The 3,286-nt window shown below is 65.6% G+C and carries 3 protein-coding genes; all 3 read right to left on the bottom strand.

From position 1 onward, the window contains the following. Nucleotides 1-142: 142 nt before the first annotated feature. The 3 genes from CGS25_RS18665 to CGS25_RS18675 all read right to left on the bottom strand — a co-directional run bounded on the left by CGS25_RS18665 (nt 143) and on the right by CGS25_RS18675 (nt 2,239). The gene (locus CGS25_RS18665) at nt 143-631 is read right to left on the bottom strand and encodes a helix-turn-helix domain-containing protein (protein ID WP_198588856.1); all 489 of its coding nucleotides are present in this window, start codon (nt 629-631) and stop codon (nt 143-145) included. 159 nt (nt 632-790) lie between these two features. Beyond that, the gene (locus tag CGS25_RS18670) at nt 791-1,495 is read right to left on the bottom strand and encodes an NUDIX hydrolase (protein ID WP_089031813.1); all 705 of its coding nucleotides are present in this window, start codon (nt 1,493-1,495) and stop codon (nt 791-793) included. 441 nt (nt 1,496-1,936) lie between these two features. Beyond that, nucleotides 1,937-2,239 carry a helix-turn-helix domain-containing protein gene (locus CGS25_RS18675; protein ID WP_101676393.1) on the bottom strand — a complete coding sequence of 101 codons (303 nt, stop codon included), beginning with the start codon at nt 2,237-2,239 and terminating at the stop codon, nt 1,937-1,939. Between the last annotated feature and the right edge of the window lie 1,047 nt (nt 2,240-3,286).

Below are 3,286 nucleotides of genomic sequence, written 5' to 3' on the forward strand. Positions count from 1 at the left end.
AGGCGAGGAACAGCCTGGCAGCGCCGCTTCGCGGTCAAGGACCGCTCCCACATCAAATCCACACCCGGGCCAGGCCCGACGGCTCCTTTCACCCGCCGCCCGCTGAACACTGAACACTGAACACTGAAAACTAAAAACGCCTTCACCCCCCTCCCGATTCCCCACCGCCATCCTGCCCCGGCTTGCTTCTGGCTTTACGCTTGCCTTTGTCCCTACCCCTGCCGATGCGCGGGCGCATCATCGCCGGCCAGGCGTCCAGATTGGCCAGCAACATGCTGTTTGCCAGCCCCAGCAACAGCATCTGATCACGCACCGCCACGTCACTGAACATCTGCAGCATCTTGCGCGCGCGCAGGGTCAGCTCGTCGCGACCGCTGCCGGCGGCTTCCATCTCTTGCCAGCGCTCCACGTGCCGCAACAATTCCACCACACGCAGCCCCAAGGCATCGCAGATCCGAGCCAGGCGCCCGAAGGTGATGTGCTGTTCGTTACGCTCCACTCTGGAGAGGTTGCCGGCGTCCGTCTCGGAAAGGGTGGCCACCTCGGTCAAGGTGAGGTTTTGGGCCAGCCGCAACCGCCGCAACCCGGCGCCGATGTCCAGATCGGCCTGGCGAGGCTTATTAGAATGCATGCGAATTCTCCCGATGGCTTATCAATATGATTTGCAAACACGCAAATAATGACTCGACGAAAAACGCTTTTCAAGCAATAAGGCCATCTGGCAGGCCGCTAACGGCCACGGGGAATCAGACAATGCGGGAGCGCGCCCACCCGAAAGCGGGCGCCGGGGTCACAGGCAGGAAGCGGCCCGCGCCGGAGGCTGGGGATTGGCCAACACATGCTCGACACTGGCGAAACCGGCCAGACGCCGCAGCACCGCCAGCGTTGGCGTGGCGAACTGACGCCGCTTGGCACGGTGATCTTCCAACGCCACCAGCGGACGAATCCAGCAGTGATCAATGGTTTCCTGGCCATCGTGCAGAGGCGCCTGCCCCGGCGGCGCCGCCGCCGCGAAAAAGCGGGTATCGAAACGGCGCGGCGGCCCCGGCGGCGTGACCCAGTGATCCAGGTAGGCGATGCGATCCAGCGGCAGCAACAGATCGTGCTCGCGGAACAGGCTGTCCAGGCTCAACCGGCCGCGCGCCACCGCCTCGCGGTCCGCCGCCAGAATCGGGTGATCGGCGGGCAGGTCGTTGCCAGCGCGATCACGGGCCAGCAACACCCCGGCTTCCTCGAAGCACTCGCGCACCGCCGCCACCAGATAGCCGAGCCCGCCCCGCTCCAGCCCCAGCAACGCGCTGGCCGAAATGTCATCGTGGCCATCGATCAGATCCGCCAGAGCAGCGCCCTGGTCCGCCTCGTCCACGGCACCGCCGGGGAACACATAATGGCCGGGCATGAACACCGCCCGGTGGGTGCGCTGAAGCATCAACACCTCGGGCCCCTGCGCGGAATCGCGCAGCAAAGCCAGGGTGGAAGCGGGACGTGGTTGCATGAACGGAATGCTCTTTTGTTGTGATGACTTCGACAATAGCGGCTCACGGGACCGATTGCGACCGCCGATATCACGCCATGGAAACAAGCGGACAAAAAACCGGCAGCGGCGGCGGGAACAGCGCAGGCAACGTAAAAACCCTTGCCGGCCAGGTGGCGCGCCACTCGCCCCGGCGCTAGGGCCTGTTCACACTAATTTGATGGTCGCGCCGGAGGCCGTTTTCGCGCAAGACAAGGCGCGGTGAGCGCGGTGTGGGCCGCCACACAAGCGAATCGCAACGCGGCATTGCGCGAAAACGGCCCCGGCCCTTCGGGTTGCGCCCCAAAGCGGGCCAGGCGGTGTTGCTCGTCGTTCATTTAGCATACTAAACCGCTCTCCTCGCGCCTTGCCTGGCCCGCTTTGGGGCAGCAACGCGACCAGCATAATTAGTGTGAACAGGCCCTAGTCCATCACGAACGCCTGAATCACTTCCGGAAACCGCAGCGCCACCAGCAGCACCGTGCGCGCCGCCCCCGCCGGCGTCTCCTGATCGTGCTCCCAACGCTGCAACGTGGGCACGTCCACCCCCAACAGCTCGGCGAAGCGCGGCGGCGACAGGCCGCACAGCACGCGCGCCCCCGCCACATGCCGGCCACTGAGATACATGTCCGGCCGTATGCGCACCAGGCGGGCATCCCGGGCGATGTCCAGCAAGGTACGAATCAACTGATAGTCCGCGTCATAGGGAGGCCGCTCTTCCGACATACCCCTACCCTCCTTCACCGGCACCCACCGGCGACACCCTGAAAACCACAGTGTGGAAAGGCAGCGCGCGCCTGCCAAGCGGCCATTGGCGCACGTGCGGGTAAGCAGAAGCGGATTTTGTTGTCAGAGATCGGCTTGCGAGTTGCGAGTTGCGAGTTGCAAGCTGCAAGCTGCAAGCTGCAAGCTGCAAGCCAATGATCGGCTACGGCGCCGCTGTGGGAGCGGTCCTTGACCGCGAACCGAGCCGAAGGCGAGGCAAGGCTTGCAAGGCCCATTCGCGGTCAAGGACCGCTCCCACAAAAACACAGTGCCAACTCCAGCCTCAGCCCCAACTCCGGCGCCGCCGTGGGAGCGGTCCCTGACCGCGAACCGAGCCGAAGGCGAGGAACAGCCTTGCAACACCCATTCGCGGTCAAGGACCGCTCCCACATAAAGACAGTGCCAGCTCCAGGCTCGGCCCCGGCTACGGAGCCGCTGCGGGAGCGGTCCTCGACCGCGAACCGAGCCGAAGGCGAGGCAAGGCTTGCAAGGCCCATTCGCGGTCAAGGACCGCTCCCACAAAAACACAGTGCCCGCTCCCGGCGCGCGGCCCCGGCTACGGAGCCGCTGTGGGAGCGGTCCCTGACCGCGAACCGAGCCGAAGGCGAGGAACAGCCTGGCAGCGCCGATTCGCGGTCGAGGACCGCTCCCACAAAAACACAGTGCCAACTCCAGCCTCGGCCCCGCTACAACGCCGCTGTGGGAGCGGTCCCTGACCGCGAACCGAGCCGAAGGCGAGGAACAGGCTGGCAGCGCCGATTCGCGGTCGAGGACCGCTCCCACAACAACACAGTGCCAACTCCAGCCTCGGCCCCGCTACCACGCCGCTGTGGGAGCGGTCCCTGACCGCGAACCGAGCCGAAGGCGAGGAACAGCCTGGCAGCACCCATTCGCGGTCAAGGACCGCTCCCACAAAAACACAGTGCCCGCTCCAGGCTCGGCCCCGGCTACACCGCCCCTGTGGGAGCGGTCCCTGACCGCGAACCGAGCCGAAGGCGAGGAACAGCC

The organism is Alloalcanivorax mobilis (assembly GCF_002864685.1).
GTDB classification, from domain to species: Bacteria; Pseudomonadota; Gammaproteobacteria; order Pseudomonadales; family Alcanivoracaceae; genus Alloalcanivorax; species Alloalcanivorax mobilis.

Coding starts and splice junctions, on each gene's coding strand:
- CGS25_RS18675 (WP_101676393.1), bottom strand. CDS start 2,239: ATGTCGGAAGAGCGGCCTCCCTATGACGCGGACTATCAGTTGATTCGT.
- CGS25_RS18665 (WP_198588856.1), bottom strand. CDS start 631: ATGCATTCTAATAAGCCTCGCCAGGCCGATCTGGACATCGGCGCCGGG.
- CGS25_RS18670 (WP_089031813.1), bottom strand. CDS start 1,495: ATGCAACCACGTCCCGCTTCCACCCTGGCTTTGCTGCGCGATTCCGCG.